Origin of the sequence: Limnohabitans sp. 2KL-27 (genome assembly GCF_001269345.1) — a bacterium.
GTDB lineage: Bacteria > Pseudomonadota > Gammaproteobacteria > Burkholderiales > Burkholderiaceae_C > Limnohabitans_A.
The window spans coordinates 215,269-232,420 of sequence record NZ_CXOP01000002.1; the positions used below are offsets into that span (position 1 = coordinate 215,269).

15 protein-coding genes are annotated in these 17,152 nt (G+C 54.6%); 11 read left to right on the forward strand and 4 right to left on the reverse strand.

The window, feature by feature from the left end; genetic code table 11:
• Positions 1 to 267: 267 nt before the first annotated feature.
• From dcm to LHAB_RS03685, 7 genes are all read left to right on the forward strand, one after another.
• Complete coding sequence (dcm, locus tag LHAB_RS03655; protein WP_090047621.1) at positions 268 to 1,530, forward strand: DNA (cytosine-5-)-methyltransferase; 1,263 nt, start codon at positions 268 to 270, stop codon at positions 1,528 to 1,530.
• A 17-nt stretch (positions 1,531 to 1,547) separates the two neighbouring features.
• Positions 1,548 to 1,835 (forward strand): PAZ domain-containing protein, encoded by a 288-nt coding sequence (locus tag LHAB_RS03660; RefSeq protein ID WP_194943080.1) that lies wholly within the window; start codon positions 1,548 to 1,550, stop codon positions 1,833 to 1,835.
• 373 nt (positions 1,836 to 2,208) lie between these two features.
• Complete coding sequence (locus LHAB_RS03665) at positions 2,209 to 3,849, forward strand: ATP-binding protein (RefSeq protein ID WP_090044029.1); 1,641 nt, start codon at positions 2,209 to 2,211, stop codon at positions 3,847 to 3,849.
• A gap of 1 nt (position 3,850) precedes the next feature.
• Positions 3,851 to 4,675 (forward strand): HNH endonuclease, encoded by an 825-nt coding sequence (locus LHAB_RS03670; protein WP_090044030.1) that lies wholly within the window; start codon positions 3,851 to 3,853, stop codon positions 4,673 to 4,675.
• Positions 4,668 to 6,485: a DEAD/DEAH box helicase gene (locus LHAB_RS03675; protein ID WP_228763335.1), complete on the forward strand. Its 1,818-nt coding sequence runs from the start codon at positions 4,668 to 4,670 to the stop codon at positions 6,483 to 6,485. Before LHAB_RS03670 ends, LHAB_RS03675 begins: the two co-directional genes overlap by 8 nt.
• A gap of 2 nt (positions 6,486 to 6,487) precedes the next feature.
• Positions 6,488 to 6,919 (forward strand): EcoRII N-terminal effector-binding domain-containing protein, encoded by a 432-nt coding sequence (locus tag LHAB_RS03680; protein WP_090047626.1) that lies wholly within the window; start codon positions 6,488 to 6,490, stop codon positions 6,917 to 6,919.
• Positions 6,920 to 7,104: 185 nt separating this feature from the next.
• Positions 7,105 to 7,806, forward strand: coding sequence for a DUF3427 domain-containing protein (locus LHAB_RS03685; protein ID WP_090044031.1), 702 nt, complete (start codon positions 7,105 to 7,107; stop codon positions 7,804 to 7,806).
• Between the two features lie 250 nt (positions 7,807 to 8,056).
• Here LHAB_RS03685 and LHAB_RS03690 read toward each other — a convergent pair whose 3' ends face one another.
• The 4 genes from LHAB_RS03690 to dnaA form a co-directional block, all read right to left on the reverse strand.
• Positions 8,057 to 8,740: a DUF3800 domain-containing protein gene (locus LHAB_RS03690; protein ID WP_090044032.1), complete on the reverse strand. Its 684-nt coding sequence runs from the start codon at positions 8,738 to 8,740 to the stop codon at positions 8,057 to 8,059.
• A 145-nt stretch (positions 8,741 to 8,885) separates the two neighbouring features.
• Positions 8,886 to 11,489, reverse strand: a complete 2,604-nt coding sequence (gene gyrB / locus LHAB_RS03695) for a DNA topoisomerase (ATP-hydrolyzing) subunit B (RefSeq protein ID WP_090044033.1) — start codon at positions 11,487 to 11,489, stop codon at positions 8,886 to 8,888.
• Between the two features lie 85 nt (positions 11,490 to 11,574).
• Positions 11,575 to 12,684 (reverse strand): DNA polymerase III subunit beta, encoded by a 1,110-nt coding sequence (gene dnaN, locus LHAB_RS03700; protein ID WP_090044034.1) that lies wholly within the window; start codon positions 12,682 to 12,684, stop codon positions 11,575 to 11,577.
• A gap of 167 nt (positions 12,685 to 12,851) precedes the next feature.
• Positions 12,852 to 14,252: a chromosomal replication initiator protein DnaA gene (dnaA, locus tag LHAB_RS03705; RefSeq protein WP_194943081.1), complete on the reverse strand. Its 1,401-nt coding sequence runs from the start codon at positions 14,250 to 14,252 to the stop codon at positions 12,852 to 12,854.
• Between the two features lie 241 nt (positions 14,253 to 14,493).
• On the opposite strand from dnaA, the gene rpmH reads away from it, so the two are divergent.
• The 4 genes from rpmH to yidC all read left to right on the forward strand — a co-directional run bounded on the left by rpmH (position 14,494) and on the right by yidC (position 17,084).
• A complete protein-coding gene (gene rpmH, locus LHAB_RS03710; RefSeq protein WP_005798102.1) occupies positions 14,494 to 14,628 on the forward strand; it encodes a 50S ribosomal protein L34 in 135 nt (44 codons plus the stop codon).
• Between the two features lie 67 nt (positions 14,629 to 14,695).
• Positions 14,696 to 15,133 carry a ribonuclease P protein component gene (locus LHAB_RS03715; RefSeq protein ID WP_090047628.1) on the forward strand — a complete coding sequence of 146 codons (438 nt, stop codon included), beginning with the start codon at positions 14,696 to 14,698 and terminating at the stop codon, positions 15,131 to 15,133.
• Positions 15,133 to 15,405: a membrane protein insertion efficiency factor YidD gene (gene yidD / locus LHAB_RS03720; protein ID WP_194943202.1), complete on the forward strand. Its 273-nt coding sequence runs from the start codon at positions 15,133 to 15,135 to the stop codon at positions 15,403 to 15,405. The genes LHAB_RS03715 and yidD overlap by 1 nt, the downstream gene beginning before the upstream one ends.
• Positions 15,402 to 17,084, forward strand: coding sequence for a membrane protein insertase YidC (gene yidC, locus LHAB_RS03725; protein WP_090044037.1), 1,683 nt, complete (start codon positions 15,402 to 15,404; stop codon positions 17,082 to 17,084). The genes yidD and yidC overlap by 4 nt, the downstream gene beginning before the upstream one ends.
• The last annotated feature ends 68 nt before the right edge of the window (positions 17,085 to 17,152 follow it).

Here is a 17,152-nt window from a genome sequence, read left to right on the forward strand (position 1 = left end):
CGTACACAACCCTTCAGCATCGACTGGAACTTCGATGGCGCAGTTTTCGCAATAGGCAAAACGCGTAACAGGTGTGGTGCTTTGACTCGCTGCCGTGGTAAGTCCGCCTCTCTCATAAACATGAAGCCCGGTTGCTGAATGGATGTGGGTGCTTGTTCTCATTTGTGACTCGCTGCGTCAGTTAAGACAAGAAGAATTTTACTGTAAATTTATACAGAGGGAATAATTTCGGACATAATGTCCGAAATTATTCCCGCCGGACAAGATATGAAACTCACGACTGAAGACACCAGCACATTTGACACGTACCTTGAGGCAGCCCAAAAAGCGCACCCAGAAATGGACTTGGCTAAACGGCTTGGTACAACCGCTCGGACACTCAGACGTTGGAAATCAGGAGAAGTCGCGGCACCTCAACTAGCCGTTGAGGAATTGCAACGGTTACTAAACTTCGGACCAATAACCAGCGGAAACGGAGATTTCACGTTCATCGATTTATTCGCAGGCGTTGGCGGTATCAGAGTTGCCTTCGAATCAATCGGTGGCGAGTGCGTCTTTACCAGTGAGTGGGACGACTACGCACAAAAAACCTATGCCGCCAACTTCCCGGGTGGACACGCCATCAACGGTGACATCACACAAATTGCCGAAGAAGACATTCCGGATCACGATGTCTTGTTGGGCGGCTTTCCATGTCAACCTTTTTCCATAGCCGGTGTTTCAAAGAAAAACGCATTGGGTCGGGCGCATGGCTTTTCAGACGAGACACAAGGAACGCTTTTTTTCGATGTGGCACGGATCATCGCTAAAAAACGCCCAAAAGCTTTTCTGCTTGAGAACGTCAAAAACCTTCAGTCGCATGACAAAGGCCGGACCTTTGATGTGATACGCAGAACACTGCAGGACGCATTAGGCTATCAGATCTTTTTCAAGGTAATCGATGGCGCGCACTATGTTCCGCAACATCGGGAACGCATTCTCATTGTCGGCTTCCGCGATCCCGCTCCATTCGATTGGGAGCACGTCGCGTTACCAGAAAAAGGCACTCGAACATTGAGTGAAATCCTCCACAAAAAAACGGGTGAGCCTTTTATCGAGACGGACGGAGACCGTTTTTATGACCACCAAGCCAAGAAGGTCCTCGACAAATACACCCTGACCGATAACCTCTGGGCGTACCTTCAAAACTACAAAAAGAAACATCAGGAAGCTGGCAATGGATTCGGCTTCGGAATGGTGACTGGTGAAAGCGTTACACGCACATTGTCTGCTCGCTACTACAAGGATGGATCTGAAATCCTTCTTAGCCAAGGCAGCAAGAAAAACCCACGCCGCTTGACACCACGCGAATGTGCCCGCCTCATGGGATTTCCCGACAGTTTCAAAATTCCCGTATCGGATATGCGGGCTTACAAACAATTTGGCAATTCGGTTGTTGTGCCGGTCATGACAGCTGTTGCCGAAGCAATGCGTGCGCACCTTGTTGTGCCGAGCACCACCGAACAAAAGTCCCGCCAATGCAAAGTCTGAAACCCCAAGGAGACATCATGCAAAACATAGTACGAGTTCCCACAATTCCAGGTAATTCCCGCTTCGCACTTGAGCGCTGGTTTTACAAGCTTTACACAGATGACTTGTTGTTCAACCCCGATGACCGCCCGGAAAATATCGTCCATGCAGGTAAAGATGAGCCATTCTTTTCAGCAGAGGAATGTGTGATCCTAAATCAATCGCTTGACCATCTTTTTGAGATACACGGAGACACAGTCTACGAAGTGGCGCTCAAATATTTCAACAAAAAGATGGGTATCCAGCTGGATTACTCCTACGCGTAACAGACGGTGTAGACAAAGCAACACGGTGCCGGATGATGACCGGCTGTCGTAGCTACACCAGCAAGCCTGAAATCGGCTATCAATTGCCACCCGACCGACGAATGATCTTTCTTGCCATGCCCACTAGCGGATGTGTGCGGCGAAGTACAAATCGATCAACCATTAGGGCCACAGCCGCTTTGTTGAGAAATGCATTGACTAACTCCCATCGAATTTGCATGACTCAACGTATTGGTCAGCAATAACGAAAGTCCAAAATATTGGAATGTGCGTACTTCTCACTAGATAATCTGCATGGTTCTGCTTTTACTGATCAAGAAGCAAATCGGACATCACATCGCTTTAACGCAAATCCCACTGGAGGTCAGCAAAAATGACAAATTCATCAATACATGACGACCTCATAAATGAACCAGATGCACAGCGTCTAATCTTTGGTCTGCGCGATACTGGATATAACGTAAAAACCGCAGCAGCAGACATTATTGACAACGCAATAGCTGCAAAAGCGGACAAGATTCAGGTCGAGATCACACTTCGTGAAGATGGCCGCAAGCTGGTCTATTTTGGTGACAACGGCGATGGGATGGACTCGGATGGAGTGAAAAAGGCCCTCCGTTACGGCGCACCGGAACGCGACAATCCAGAAAGCTTAGGAAAATTTGGACTCGGTCTCAAGACAGCATCAAGCTCCGTATGTAAAAAATATGCCGTTATATCCCGTAAGTCACCAACGCAAGCACTCTCGAAATTTGGGTGGGATTTAGATCACGTAGCGAAACAGGGTAAGTGGCAGATGCTCCAAGAACCCATAACGGTGGACGAACAAGAAATGTTCGAGGAGCTGTGCGGAGACAAAGGCACACTTATCATTTGGGAAAAGTGCGACAGAATTCTGACGAAGGACTATGAGCCCGGCGGTAATAAGGAGAGGGCCGCAATCGAGAGGTTAGCGAACAGCCTCAGCCGTCACCTTTCACTCGTGTACCACAGGTTTCTTGACAAGACTGACGTGCGAGAACGAGATGTCGAAATATGGATTAACCAGACTCAGGTTCAACATTGGAACCCTTTTTATCCTACTCGCTCCGAGCAAGTCCTCCCAGATCACCAGCAAAAGTTAATAGTAGAGTTGCCCGATGGAACGGAAGAGGAAGCCCGCATCAGGGCATGGATACTCCCACACCGGAGTGACATGACGAAGGAGGAAGAAAAAGTACATGCTCGCATATCCAACCGCGGGCAGGGCTTCTACATATACCGTGAAGGCCGACTAATTCAAGAGGGTACTTGGATGGAAGTGTTCGGCGCACCAGAGCCGCACACATCGTTACTGCGAATTGAGTTTGATTTCGGCCATACCCTCGATGACGCCTTCAGAATCGACGTCAAGAAGTCACACATACTTTTCCATCCTGACCTAGAGGATGGGCTACGCGAATTGCTCCAGCCGATATATCGAGAGGCTGGACAACGCTATCGCAGGAAAACACGGGCGGATGCGAATTTACGTGGAATCGATCACACCAGCGCGAACAAAAATATTGCTGAGACAGATTCAGCCAGCAAGCCGAAAGTCGAATCAGCCGACACAAAAACGCAGACTGCAGTCGTTACCAATAACTTGGGGGCGAAGATCCGGCTCAAGTTACCTGTTCAAAGCAACGTAAGCCCAGACACCATTTATGTAGATGCTGTTGAGAGCATCACTTCGGGCGAACTTTGGCAACCAGCATTCCGCAGCGCAAGCGATTTTGGACATGCGCCCGCTGTGCTGCTAAATAAGCATCACGACTTTTATCAAAAAATCTATAAACGGGCAGCCGCAAATGGATTTGCGGTCGAGGGAATGGATTTATTGCTTTGGGCATTCGCCGTCGCTGAACAGAACAACACGAACGCAGAGCTTGAGCCGATATTCGAGGACATTCGCAGTGAGGTCTCTAACAACCTGCGCAAGCTTTTACGACTTGTGCCAGACCCCGAGCCGGGCGAATTTACAGAAGAAGACTGAAATGCTAGCGGAGAAGAAGGACCTGATACTTCAGGAGCTTGAAAACGGTACTGGCGCAACCATCGGTGCCGCAGCAGATTTCAGTAACCTGTTATCCGGGTTAAAGATATGGTTTGGTGACCTTGATGAAAAGCATGGTCCCGTTGCTGTACTCCGGCGGCACGGTCTTAAAGGTCACCGCGTCTGTCTCAGCTTTGGCAGCTTTTCCGGCGAAGTGATCGCCCAAATCCGTAAAGCTCCCAAAGAAGATCTTCTGTTGGCACGGGCATTGGTAGCATCAATTCCTCGATCTATTGAAATAGACATACCGGGCCAAAACCTTTCTGATTGGTCGGTGACTACCGGCGGATTTCGAATAGTAGCGACAGTGCGTGATCTCGAGCACCCTAGCGATGACTCAGCGGTAATTACAACTTGTCGCGAAATACTCGTGCCGCTCATGGCTGCAATGGCGGAATTGATTGGATATGACGAGATTGATCAATCCGATATCGACGAACAGGCCAACTTTGATGGAGCCATATCGCTTTCAGTAGTACAGCGCCGTGAGCGCAACCCACGCAACAGACTTTTATGCATTAGAACCCATGGCGAATTTTGCGCAGTATGCGGCTTGGTACCGAAAGTGCTTTATGGAGCTGCTGGTGGGATCATCGAAGTCCACCATCTTGAACCGTTAGCACTACTTGTGGAACCCAAACTCTACGATCCTTGCACAGACCTAATTCCTCTATGTCCAAGCTGTCATCGGGCGATCCACACGAGGCGACCAGTTCCCTTCAGCATTGAAGAACTCAAAGCCATGATTGGGGGGCATCGTGATTGACTTCACTAGCCTACCAGTGGGTTTCGATTTATTGCGCACTCGCGTGCCCATTAATTTCATGCTTTCAGAACGCGTGATCGAACCCTTCATTACGATCAGTCGACATGGCGATTACATAGTGGCGTGCCTAGCTGGGCGTCGCATTCAACGCGGAGTGGAGATACTACTCACAGCGCCGAGCAACGACCATTCATGGGTTATAGATGGCAATACGATTCGCCCTCTTCCACGTGATTCGGCAGCCCTCTTCATAAAGGCGCTGAATGGATTAAACCCAAATGATGTTCCATACCGCGAGGCAATAAGGCTTTTACGAAACACTGATGCCTTTTTACGAGTCGTGCCTGACGAATCATTTCTCAAGTCCGGCGCTACTGCAGCAGATGAGCTAGAAGACACGATAGTAGTCCCGGGACTTACAGCAAATCTATTCCCGTATCAGGCACGCGGCGTCCAATGGATGTTCAAGACCGTACGGCATACAGGCGGGCTAATACTCGCCGATGAGATGGGCTTAGGAAAGACTCTGCAAATCATCGCACTACTGCTTATGGATACCCCAAAACCAACAGCACCAGCATTGATTGTTTGCCCCACCAGTCTCATTGCGAACTGGGTTCGCGAATTTTCTCGATTTGCAAACGGCCTAAGTGTTTTAGTGCACCGTGGACCTAACAGGGCTGGCATTTACCGTGGACTCACGACTACGAACATCGTCATCACGACCTATGACACATTGGTCAACGACATTTCGATTTTTTCCGCTTTCGAATGGTCCTGGGTAGTTTGCGACGAAGCACAGGCAATTAAAAATCCTGATTCAAACCGGAGAAGCGTGCTCTGTAGCGTCATGCGGCGGCGGTCCATAGCTATGACTGGAACGCCTGTGGAGAATAGTCTTCTTGACTTGTGGTCATTGACTGACTTTGTTATTCCGGGTCTTCTAGGGACGCGCCAAGACTTTGAAACGGACTTTCCTGATGATGTGGAATCCGCTAAGGCGCTTTCTTCAATCACAGATCCGGTAATTCTCAAACGAAGGGTAGCTGATGTAGCAGGGGATTTACCCGAGCGTCTTGATATAGATATACCGCTTGAGCTTGGTGATCAGTTAGGCGAACACTATATTGCCGTTCGGAATGAAATTTTAGCTAATTACCCCACAGCTGGAGCGCTTGTGGCAACACTACAGCTGCAGCTTATTTGCGCCCACCCTTGGCTTCGCATCAAGAAGATAACCGCAGATACGGACGGCGATGATGCAGAGCTGTTACGCGGCGATGCGTATCCCCTGATAACTCCAAAAATGGAGCGCACTTTAGAGCTTCTCCGAGAAGCCTTCTTTAACGGAGAGAAGGTTATCGTCTTCGCTTTGTTCAACAGGGTTGGCGATTTACTAAAAGAAGCATTCCAAGGCTTCCCGACCGCTTTCTGGGGCGCAATAAATGGAACGACTCCACAAGAGGAGAGGCAACCTATCATCGATAGCTTTACCGAACACAACGGACCAGGTTGCCTTATATTGAATCCGAAAGCTGCCGGAGCAGGACTAAACATAACTGCTGCAACAGTGGTAATTCACTTTACGCCTGTCTGGAATCCAGCCCTTGAGGCACAAGCAAGTGCAAGGGCACACCGCCGAGGACAAACTAGACCTGTCACCGTTTACCGGCTCTTCTACAAAGATACAGTTGAGGAGGTCATGATTGACAGATCTCTTTGGAAAAGCGAGTTGGCCAACGAAAGCGTGCCCGTCTCATCGAGGGATATTGATGACCTTAAGCGTGCACTAGAAATTTCACCTTTATGACCATGAAAAAAACTTTCAATAAGACACTAAGCGCCAACGATGTCGGCACTACAGGTGGACATCAAGGGGGCATATTGATTCCCAAAAAAGAGAATGAACTGCGCGCCTTCCTTCCGCATCTTGATCCTTCTGTAAAAAATCCTGACGCTTGGCTCGAATGCAGGGATGAAAACGGAAAAGTCCGCCGATTTCGGTTTGTTTACTACAACAACAAACTGCATGACCCCGCCGGCACACGAAATGAATATCGCATCACATACATGACTGCTTACTTCCGCGATATGGGGGCTCGCGAGAAAGATATTTTCGAAATCTCAAAGTCAGATGACTCCTCCTGCTACAACATAAAAATAGTCCGCCAAGAGCAACCGACTGCACTCGCCACACAAGCTGTCAGGATCAAGATTCGCACAGGATGGCAACGAGTACATTGAGATTTCATATGGCAATTTAGATGCGAACATCCGCATTGCGGTCCCCCCTGTCTCATCCTGGCAAAAGTTGAGGCTGTACAACACGGACAAAGCCTAGACCGAGGGCAACCCCAAAAACGCCCCTACCGCATCAGCGATGATTGTTTAGCAGCACTCAAGCAGCCCCTCTCTGAGGGGGCAACTCGATGAACGGCGGCAAAAATCCGGTGTTGGGCGGTGACTATTTGCTGCTGGAGTTGATCACGCCCAGTCGGGCAGGCTCGATCACGGGCAACGTGGTGGCCATCGAGCGGCAAGACGACAGCGGCGACAACCAATACCTACTGCGGGTGGTCACCAAGGGCCGCGATGGCCAATACATTCTGAAAGCCAACAACCCGGACTACGAAGACCTGACGGCCACCGACGACATGCGCACGCTCGCTCGCCTGCGCAACATCATCGATCCACTGGATCTGGCGCTCGGTGAGTCTTTCATGCGCGAAGACATTCCGGCGCTGTTTGGCGAGGCCTACAACCCCGGCAATTGGAATGTCGGCCATGTGGTGCTGGCCCAGAAAAAGGCGCACATCCTGCTGGTCACGCTCAACAAACAAGGCCGGGCTGATGAGCACAAGTACATGGACCACTGGATCGATGACACGCACTTTCACTGGCAAAGCCAGAACGCCACCGACCCGACCAGCAAACGCGGCAACGAAATCATCCGCCACGCCGCTTTAGGCATCGACGTCCACCTCTTTGTGCGCGACACCAAGCTGGCCGTCGGCAAGGCCGCACCATTCACGTACCACGGCCGGGTTCGCTACCAGTCGCACCAGGGCAGCAGGCCCATGAGCATTGTGTTTGGGCTTGATGCAGTGGTGGGCTCAAGCCCTCTTGATTGAACAAGCCTTCACCTAAGCCCCCAGCTCTATGACAATTGCTGGCGGGGAGCTCTCCTCTGCTAAAGCACTCTGTATTGCCAAGATGGTATCCAGAGGGTATGATGCAAACTGGATCTGAACCCTGGCTCGTCTGGTCATTAGGATTCCACCGGGGCCCGCAAGGGCCCCTTTTTTATAGCCGCACGATATGCAATGGGTCTCTGGGCGATGCGTGTTTAGACACAATCGGGGCCAGACGACCAAAATAATTCTAGCCGGATTTCTTTTTCATATAGGCCGATGGCGCCAAGTGTTGATAGAGCAAAAAGGCCGTGACATCCACCGATTGAATGAAATACGAGTGGCTGGAGTCCCGGTAGTTCGGGTCTTCGATGATGGTTCTGATTTGCAGGTTGCGATAGCCTGATGTTTGCTGACTGGGAACAGGATTGAAGGCACGCATGCGTCGGAGCAGAGCGTTGAGTTTCTTTTCATCAGATCGATCCGGGAAAAGCATGCCCATATCGTCCGGATTTCTCGGCCCCGGAAAATTCCTATGCGCCAGCGTGTTTTCAAACCGCTGAATCAATGCTTTCCAAGCGGCATCAAAAACATCGTACGTCGCAGGCTTATTGGTTTTGTCCACCACGACACAGATGAGGCTCAGATCCGGCATGCTTGCCAGCTTGTCTGCATAGCGGCGCAATATTTCAAGCCGCTGATGCTTGGGGATACGCACCAAACCACCTGGTTTGGAAAGCATGGGGCTTGCATGGATCTCTTCTCGGAGCTTGAGACCGAAATCGGTTTTTTGCTCTCTGCGAAAGGCAATCAGCTCATCAAGAGTTTGGCGCCATCGAAGTTCATGCAGAACAAGGCCCGTCAATACGAAATACCGCGTTGGCGAGCCAGTCAGGCCAATATCGCCACTTTCATCCACATACATCAAATACATGGTTCAAAGCCTCCCCAGGCTAGATGAGATGGCCGAAGCGCACCGGACTCTGAGGTCCTTGATGGTGTCTACTTCAGCGGTGTGATTGCAAGTACTTGATTCCTATCAGTTTTTTTCAAATTTCCGGATTCGGATGTGATAAGTCTTAGATATCGATGTTCCCCGCCCGCAGCGCGTTGCTCTCGATGAAGTGACGGCGTGGCTCAACCTCGTCGCCCATGAGCATGGTGAACACGCGGTCGGCTTCGATGGCGTCGTCGATCTGCACGCGCAGCAGGCGGCGCACGGTGGGGTCCATGGTGGTTTCCCACAGCTGGGCGGGGTTCATCTCGCCCAAGCCTTTGTAGCGCTGGCGGCTGGTGGTGCGTTCGGCTTCGCTGATGAGCCAATGCATGGCTTGGCGGAAGTCACCCACTTTTTCTTCTTTCTGGCGCTCGCCTTCGCCACGCTGGGCTTTGGCACCTTCGCTGAGCAAGCCACGGAAAGTCTCGGCCGCTTCGGCCAGCGCGCCATAGTCCGCGCCGTGCACAAAGTCTTGCGTGATGATGCTGCTCTTGATGTTGCCGTGGTGGCGGCGGCTGATGCGCAGAATGGGTTTGTCGGTGCGCACGTCAAACTCGGCGGTTACTTCGGCCGGGATGCCGGTGGTGTTGAGTTCGCGCAGCTTGGCTTGCAGCGCGGGGGCGCATGCAGCGGCTTGTTCCATGCCATCCAGGTTCAGTGACACGCCGTCGGCCATGGCGCGCAGGGCTTCGGCGTCCATGAAGTTGGACAAGCGGGCAATGACCGACTCGGCTACTTGGTGCTTGCGGGCCAGCGCTTCTAGGGTCTCACCCGTCAGCACTTGCGGCGCAGCGCCGCCGGTGCTGATGCTGGCGTCTTTGAGCGCGATGCGCAGCAAGAAGCCATCGAGCGCCGGGCCGTCTTTGAGGTACAGCTCTTCTTTACCGGCCTTGACTTTGTAAAGCGGCGGCTGGGCGATGTAGATGTGGCCACGCTCGACCAGGTCAGGCATTTGGCGGTAGAAGAAGGTGAGCAGCAGGGTGCGGATGTGCGCGCCGTCCACGTCGGCGTCGGTCATGATGATGATGCGGTGGTAGCGCAGTTTGTCGACGTTGAAGTCGTCGGTGCCGCTCTTGCCACTTTCAGCGCTGGCCTTGCCGATGCCGGTGCCCAGGGCGGTGATGAGCGTGACGATCTCGTTGCTGGTGAGCAGCTTTTCGTAGCGGGCTTTTTCCACGTTCAGGATCTTGCCGCGCAGGGGCAAGATGGCCTGGAATTTGCGGTCGCGGCCTTGCTTGGCCGAGCCGCCGGCGGAGTCACCCTCGACGATGTAGATTTCGCACAGGGCCGGGTCTTTTTCTTGGCAGTCGGCCAGTTTGCCGGGCAGGCCCATGCCGTCGAGCACGCCTTTGCGGCGTGTCATTTCGCGAGCTTTGCGGGCGGCTTCGCGGGCGCGGGCGGCTTCTACGATCTTGCCGCAGATGATCTTGGCGTCGTTGGGGCGCTCTTCCAAAAAGTCGGTCAGGGCCTTGGCCACGATGTCTTCCACCGGGGCACGCACTTCGCTCGACACCAGCTTGTCTTTGGTCTGGCTGCTGAATTTGGGTTCGGGCACTTTGACGCTCAGCACGCAGCACAGGCCTTCGCGCATGTCGTCGCCGCTGACTTCGACTTTTTGCTTCTTGGCGATTTCGTTTTTCTCGATGTACTTGGCAATCACACGGGTCATCGCAGCACGCAGGCCGGTGAGGTGGGTGCCACCGTCACGCTGCGGGATGTTGTTGGTGAAGCACAGCACGTTTTCGTTGTAGCCGTCGTTCCACTGCATGGCGACTTCGACACCGATGCTGGTGCCGGGGATGCCGCCGTAGCTGTCGGCCGGGCGCTCGCCGTTGGCGTGGAAAGCGTTGGGGTGCAGCACTTTTTTGTTGGCGTTGATGAAGTCCACAAAGCCTTTGACGCCACCCGCGCCAGAGAAGTCGTCTTCTTTGCCGCTGCGTTCGTCTTTGAGGCGAATGCGCACGCCGTTGTTGAGGAAGGACAGTTCACGCAAACGCTTGGCCAGGATTTCGTAATGGAAATCGGTGTTCTGCGTGAAGATTTCCACGTCGGGCAAAAAGTGCACTTCGGTGCCGCGCTTGTCGGTGGCTCCGGTCACGCGCATGGGCGAGACTTCGACGCCGTCAACGGTTTCGAGCAAGCGGTTTTGCACAAAGCCTTTGGCAAAGTCGATCTGGTGGACTTTGCCTTCGCGGCGCACCGTCAGGCGCAGCCATTTGCTCAAAGCGTTCACGCACGACACACCCACGCCGTGCAAGCCGCCCGAGACCTTGTAGCTGTTTTGGTTGAACTTGCCGCCCGCGTGCAGTTCGGTCAAGGCGATCTCTGACGCACTGCGCTTGGGCTCGTGCTTGTCGTCCATCTTCACGCCCGTGGGGATGCCGCGGCCGTTGTCGGTCACGCTGATCGAGTTGTCGGAGTGGATGGTGACGACGATGTCGTCGCAGTGGCCGGCCAGCGCTTCGTCGATCGAGTTGTCCACCACCTCGAACACCAGGTGGTGCAGGCCGGTGCCGTCAGAGGTGTCACCGATGTACATGCCGGGGCGTTTGCGCACCGCCTCCAGGCCTTCTAGGATCTGGATGGAGCCTTCGCCGTAGCCTTCGGATGCGCCCGCTTGGTGGGCGTCGATCTTGGGTTGCGCGGTGGTGAAAGCGTCTTCGCTGGGGTTGATTTCGTCGGTCATGTTCAATTTTCTCTGTCGCTTGAATGGCCGAAACCCGCGAAGGGTCGCGGGTTTCGATAAGGTCTATGGCCGTAGGGCGCGGGCCTTAAATGCGCATCGGCATCACCACGTATTTGAAGTTGTCGTTTTCGGGAATCGTGATAAGGGCCGAGCTGTTGGCGTCGGCCAAATCAATGCGGACCATGTCCTGGCCCATGTTGCTGAGCACGTCGATGATGTAGGTGACGTTGAAGCCGATCTCGATGCTGTCGCCACCGTAGTCGATGTCGAGTTCGTCCACGGCTTCTTCTTGCTCGGCGTTGGTCGAGGCCACGCGCAGGCTGCCGGGGTCGAGGTTCAGGCGCACACCCTTGAACTTGTCGCTGGTCAGGATGGCGGTGCGCTGCAAGCAAGACAGCAGGGCTTGGCGGCCCAGGGTCAAGTTGTTGCTGTGGCCCTTGGGGATGACGCGGTTGTAGTCGGGGAACTTGCCCTCGACCAGCTTGGTCACGAACTCCATGCCGTCAAAGCTGAACTTGGCCTGGTTGTTGGCGAATTGCATCTCGATCGCGCCGTCGGCATCCGACAGCAAGCGCTGCAGCTCGAGCACGGTTTTGCGCGGCAGGATGACTTCTTGTTTGGTGGGCACTTCGACGTCGAGTGTGGCGGCCGTGAAGGCCAGGCGGTGGCCGTCGGTGGCGACCAGGCTCAGGCGCTTGCCTTCGGCCACAAACAGGATGCCGTTGAGGTAGTAACGGATGTCGTGCACGGCCATGGCAAACGAGACCTGCCCCAGCAATTGCTTGAGGGTTTTTTGCGGCACGCTGAACACGGGGCCAAAGCTGGCGGCTTCTTGCACCAGCGGAAAGTCTTCCGCAGGCAAGGTCTGCAAGGTGAACTTGGACTTGCCACCCTTCAGGATCAATTTGGCTTGCGACGATTCAAGGCTCACTGTTTGGTCGGCCGGCATGGTGCGCAGGATGTCGATCAGTTTGCGGGCGCCCACCGTGGTGGTGAAGTCGCTTGGGTCGCCGTCCATCTCGGCCGTGGTGCGGATTTGGATTTCCAGATCGCTGGTGGTCAGTTGCACCGCATGGCCCGTTTTGCGGATCAGCACGTTGGCCAGCACAGGCAGGGTGTGGCGGCGCTCAACAATGCCGGACACGGATTGCAGGACCGACAGCAATTTGTCTTGGGTGGCCTTCAGGACGATCATTTGTCTACCTTTGGTGGTTTTTTTCAGGCGTCAGCCCAGAATGGGCGAATGGATGCAAACAGGGTACATTTTCGCCGTTTTTCGGCTGTTTTTTCGCCCAAAACCCCCGATGGGGCATTCTTTTGCCGCGGATCGGCCGAGGTGTTGGTGGGGGCAAAAAACAGCCATCAGCCCTTGAGCGTCTGCTCCAGCACGTGCAGCTGCTGGTTCAATTCGGTCATTTGCTGGCGCTCGGCGTTGATTTTTCGCACGGCGTGCAGCACGGTGGTGTGGTCGCGACCGCCAAACAGCTCACCGATTTCGGGCAGGCTCTTTTGGGTCATTTCCTTGGCCAGGTACATGGCAATCTGGCGCGGGCGTGCAATGCTGGCCGGGCGCTTCTTGCTGTACATGTCGGCGACTTTGATCTTGTAGTAATCGGCCACCGTTTTCTGGATGTTTTCCACGCTGATCTGGCGGTTTTGGATCGACAGCAGATCCCGCAGGGCGTCACGGGCCAGCTGGATGGAGATTTCCTTCTGGTTGAAGCGCGAATAGGCCAGGATCTTGCGCAGCGCCCCTTCCAGTTCACGGACGTTGGAGCGCACGTTTTTGGCCACAAAAAACGCCACCTCTTCGGGCATTTCACTGCCTTCGCTGATGGCTTTGTTGATCAAAATAGCCACCCGCATTTCGAGCTCGGGCGGCTCCATGGCCACCGTCAGGCCCGAATCAAAGCGCGAAACAAGACGCTCGTGGATGTCGGCCAAGCCCTTGGGGTAGGTGTCGCTGGTCATCACGATGTGCGATTTTTTGGCCAGCAAGGCCTCAAAGGCATTGAAAAACTCTTCTTGCGTGCGGTCTTTGTTCGCAAAGAACTGCACATCGTCGATCAACAGCAGATCGAGCGAGTGGTAATGCTGCTTGAACTCGTCAAAAGTCTTGCGTTGGTAAGCTTTAACCACATCCGACACAAACTGTTCAGCGTGGATGTACAAAACCTTGGCCTCGGGGCGGTCGGCCAGCAGCTTGTTGCCGATGGCGTGCATCAGGTGGGTCTTGCCCAGACCGACGCCGCCGTAGATGAACAAGGGGTTGTACAGGTGCCCGGGCGAGCCCGACACATGCATGGCCGCAGCTCGCGCCATGCGGTTGGCCGTGCCCTCGACCAGGTTGTCAAAGGTCAGGGCGGTGTTGAGTCGGCTGCGGAAGGTGTTGGTGGCGGGCTCTTCGGGCAGGTCGATGGGCTCGGGGCCGTTCTCCATCGACGATGGCGTGGACTGACGCGAAGGCCTGGAGCCACCATCACGAGGAGTAAGCACTAACTCTATTTGAACAGGATGACCCTGAAGGCTTTCCAAAAGAGCGGCCAGACGACCGGCGTATTGGGCCCGGATCCAGTCGAGTTTGAAGCGGTTGGCGACAAACAGCGTGAGGCGCTGCTGGTCCTCCGAGATCTGTGCGGTCAGGGGTTTGATCCAGGTGTTGAACTGCTGCTCGGGCAGCTCACGGGACAGCTCGTCCACGCAAGCCTGCCACAAGGCCTGGCCGGCATCCATCTGAAATTCTGGGGGGAGTCCCTCGGACATGTTGTATTTATTTTTTGTGGACAGTTGAGAGAAAAAATGGCTGTGAAATGAAGCTTATCAAGAGCTTATCCACATGCCGAATCGGGTTCGCCAAGGCATCATAAACCACATCTGCAGTGGATGGCGTCAGTATTCACCCGATGTTCTGAAAACGGCTTTATTTGCCGACCGCCCGAAAGTTTGCGATAATCTTGGGTTTCGCCCAACGCTGATCCATGGCATTGGGCACAAAGGAAGAGTTATGAAACGCACCTACCAACCATCCAAGACACGTCGCGCCCGTACCCACGGCTTTCTGGTTCGCATGAAAACCCGTGGTGGCCGCGCCGTGATCAATGCACGCCGCGCCAAAGGCCGCAAGCGTCTGGCTGTCTAATGACTTTTCAACCGTCTGGCTGTGGCCTGACGCCACTGCAGGCGGTTGATTCCAGGGTTTGGCCATCGTGCAGCGTTTGAAGACACGCCCACAATTTCAGGCCGCCCTGGCGGGTGGAACGGTCTCGCGCACTGCGCATTTTGCGCTGCATCGCCTGACATTGACCCGCCCTTCGGACACCCCCTTGGCGCCAGCCGAACAGGTCGGGCCTGCACCTTCACAGGAGCAGGCCCTTTTTGTCTTGTTTGACGTTTGGCTGGGGGCCATGGTGCCCAAACGCTGGGCGCGTCGCGCCGTCACGCGCAATGCCATCAAGCGCCAGATCTACAACGTGAGCGAGCGCTTTGGTGATCGCCTGCCTGTGGCTGCCCATGTGGTGCGTCTGCGCACGACTTTTGATCGCCAACAATTCATCAGCGCCACCTCCGAGCCCCTGAAGCTGGCGGTTCGGCAGGAGCTGGAGCAATTGTTTGAACGCGCAGTTCGTCCCGAGGTGCGCACATGATCATTCAACGTGTGTTGATGGGTGTGGTGCGCGGCTACCGCTTGCTGCTGAGCCCTTGGCTGGGGTCATCGTGCCGATTTGAGCCCACCTGCTCGGCCTATGCCTTGCAAGCCTTGGCGCTGCACGGTGCAGCCAAGGGCAGTTACCTGACCGTTCACCGTCTGGTGCGTTGCGGCCCTTGGTGCAAGGGCGGCCACGACCCCGTTCCCACACAAGCCTTGCGCTTGTTCTCTGATTTGTTATCCCCTACTTCGTCAAAGAAGACCCCATGACTGATATCCGCCGCACCATCCTTTGGGTGATTTTTGGTTTTTCCATGGTCCTGCTGTGGGACCAATGGCAGCTGCACAACGGCCACAAGGCCACGTTCTTCCCCAAGCCAGAAGCGGCCACCGCCGCTGCCGCACCCGCCGCAGCAGCCAGCGCCAATGGCGTGCCTGCGGCGTCTGCTGCCGTGACCGCAACGCCAGGCCAGGTGCCCAGCTCTGCGCCCGCCGCCTCGGTCACACCACGCGAGAAGATCGAAGTGTCCACCGACGTTCTCAAACTCAGCTTTGACACCGAAGGCGGCTCTTTGGTGCGCACCGAGTTCACACGGCACGCCGACTTTGTGGACACCAGCAAGCCTTTTGTCTTGCTCGACCAAAGCAGCAGCCGCGTTTACATGGCGCAAACAGGTTTGATCGGCGGTGACTTTCCGACGCACAAGTCGCCCATGAAGTTCAGCGGTGAGCGCAGCCTCAAAGACGGCCAAAACGAGTTGACCTTGCGCTTCGAGTCCGATGTGCAAAACGGCGTGAAACTGGTCAAGACCTACACCCTGCAGCGCGGCAACTACGCCATCGGCGTCAAGCACGAAGTGGTCAACACCGGCACCACCAACGTGTCACCGCAGCTGTATTTGCAACTGGTGCGTGACGGCAACAAGCCCGCTGGCGAGTCGTCTTTCTACTCCACCTTCACTGGCCCCGCCGTTTACACCGAGGCCAAAAAGTACCAGAAGGTCGAGTTCAGCGACATCGAAAAGAACAAGGCCGAAATCGACAAGACTTCGCCCAATGGCTATGTGGCCATGGTGCAGCACTACTTTGCATCCGCCTGGTTGTTGGCCGATGGCATTCAACGCGAAAACTTCGTGCGCAAGGTCGACACCAACCTCTACGCCGTGGGCATGATCACGCCCCTGGCCGATCTGGCGCCCGGCCAGTCCAAGACCGTGAGCACCCAGCTGTTCAGCGGTCCTCAAGAAGAAAAAGTGCTCGAAGCCTTGGCCCCTGGTCTGGACTTGGTGAAGGACTACGGCTGGTTGGCCATGCTGTCCAAGCCTTTGTACTGGTTGCTCGATAAGCTGTTTGGCTTCATCCAGAACTGGGGCTGGGCGATCGTGGCGCTGGTGTTGCTGCTCAAGATCGCTTTCTATTGGCTCAATGCCAAGGCGTATTCGAGCATGGCCAAGATGAAGGCCATCAACCCCAAGATCATGGAAATGCGCGAGCGCCTCAAAAACGATCCGCAAAAAATGCAGCAGGAGATGATGCGCATTTACCGCGAAGAAAAGGTCAACCCCATGGGTGGCTGCTTCCCGATCATGGTTCAGATCCCGGTGTTCATTGCCCTGTACTGGGTGTTGTTGTCCAGCGTCGAGATGCGCAACGCGCCTTGGGTTCTCTGGATCCATGACCTCTCGGCACCCGATCCGTATTTCATTCTGCCTTTGGTGATGACCTTGACCACCTTGCTGCAGACCGCGCTCAACCCCGCGCCACCGGACCCGATGCAAGCCAAGCTGATGTGGTTCATGCCGCTGATCTTCTCGGTGATGTTCTTCTTCTTCCCAGCCGGCCTGGTGCTGTACTGGATCACGAACAACATCTTGTCGATTGCCCAGCAGTGGATGATCAACACCCGCATGGGTGTGCCACCGCAGTTCAATCTGCCCAAGTTCAAGTAAATCCCCATCCATTCAAAGGGCCGCGCAAGCGGCCTTTTTTTGCTTCACCCAGCCTCCATCTGACACCG